Raw genomic sequence first — 1,483 nt, forward strand, 5'->3', positions numbered from 1 at the left:
CTTGGGTTCAAGGGGTCGTCGCAACACCGCTTGGTTTCAGACGGTGAGTAGATCACGTAGACGCTCGGCTGGGGTATCCCAGCCGAGCGTCTTGCGTGGGCGGCCGTTGAGCTCCTGGGCGACGTGTTCGAGGTCTTCGGGATCGTGCAGGCTCAGGTCGGCGCCTTTCGGGAAGTACTGCCGCAGCAGCCCGTTGGTGTTCTCGTTCGAGCCGCGCTGCCAGGGCGAGGCCGGGTCGCAGAAGTAGACGGGCATGTCGGTGGCCATGCTGAACTGCCGGTGGCGTGCCATCTCGGCGCCCTGGTCCCAGGTGAGCGAGCCGCGCAGGTGGGCGGGCAGGGTTCGGACGGTCCGGACGAGCCCGTCGCGGACGGTCTCGGCGTCGTGGGCTCCGCCCGGCAGGTGGACAAGCATGGTGTAGCGGGTGCTGCGTTCGACCAGGGTGGCGATCGCGGAGCGTCCGCCCGCGCCGAGGATCAGGTCGCCTTCCCAGTGGCCGGGCACGGCCCGGTCGTCGATGTCGGCGGGACGGTCGCTGATCATCACCATCGGGTCGATGAACCGGGAAGTGCGCCGCTCGGGGTTCCGGCGTGGTTTGCGGCGGGTCCGCCCGGAGCGGACGGCTGCCTGCACCTCCCGCTTCAGGCCGCCGCGGGCCTGGAAATACAGGGTCTGGTAGATCGTTTCCACGCTCACTCGCATGCTCTCGTCGCCGGGATGTTCCCTCCGCAGAGCGTGGCAGATCTGTTCCGGCGACCACCGCCTGCGCAGCCTGTCCTGGACGAAGCGGCGCAGTCGCCCCTCGCTCAGCAGCTTGCGGTCCTTGGGCCGGGGCCTGCGCGCGGCCGCCGCCCGGTGGGCTTGGTAGGGCCGGTAGCCGTCGCTGCCGGAGTTTGCGTCGATCTCACGCTTGATCGTGCTCGCGGGCCGTCCCAGGGTCCGTCCGATCGCCCGCAGCGACTGGCCCGCCGAGCGAAGATCGCGGATCTGTTCGCGCTCGGCCAGGGTCAGGAACCGTGGGTGGAGCTGCTTCTCCAGGGCCCTCAAGCCGACGGGTGCTTTTGTCACACCGGACATGGTGGCGGTTCCCGCCGGATAGTCGACGCGGTACCCCTCGGGGTAGGTGCGCGAATGGCGGGTCTTCCTGACGCCCCGGTCCCAGTCCCTGGCCGTGCGCTCGTTCACGCCGACCTGCCGGGCAGCCACCCGGGGGGCGACACCGCCGGCCCGGAGCCGCTCGTACTCGTCCCGTCCGGAATGCCGGCGCGGCGGGCCTGCCGACCTCCGCCCTGCCTTCCGGGCCCAGGTGAAGGCGGTGTTCCGGTTAATCCCCAGCTCACGCGCCGCCACGGTCACGCTGCCTACTACATCCAGCCGCCCAAGGAAGCGCTCCCGCAACTCAGCAAGATCATCACGCCTAACGCCCACGGTCCTCGCAACTCCCACAGATCGCGGGTGTTGCGAGGACCGTTAGAACCCAAGC

Annotated in this window: 1 protein-coding gene; it reads right to left on the reverse strand. The window is 69.7% G+C overall.

Features of this window, described 5'->3' with window-relative positions:
* Positions 1 to 36: 36 nt before the first annotated feature.
* On the reverse strand, positions 37 to 1,077 hold the full coding sequence (locus ACFVTF_RS38525; protein ID WP_387818876.1) for an IS30 family transposase: 1,041 nt from the start codon (positions 1,075 to 1,077) through the stop codon (positions 37 to 39).
* Positions 1,078 to 1,483 lie beyond the last annotated feature (406 nt).

It is taken from the genome of Kitasatospora sp. NPDC057940, assembly GCF_042887425.1.
In the GTDB taxonomy this organism is placed as follows: domain Bacteria; phylum Actinomycetota; class Actinomycetes; order Streptomycetales; family Streptomycetaceae; genus Kitasatospora.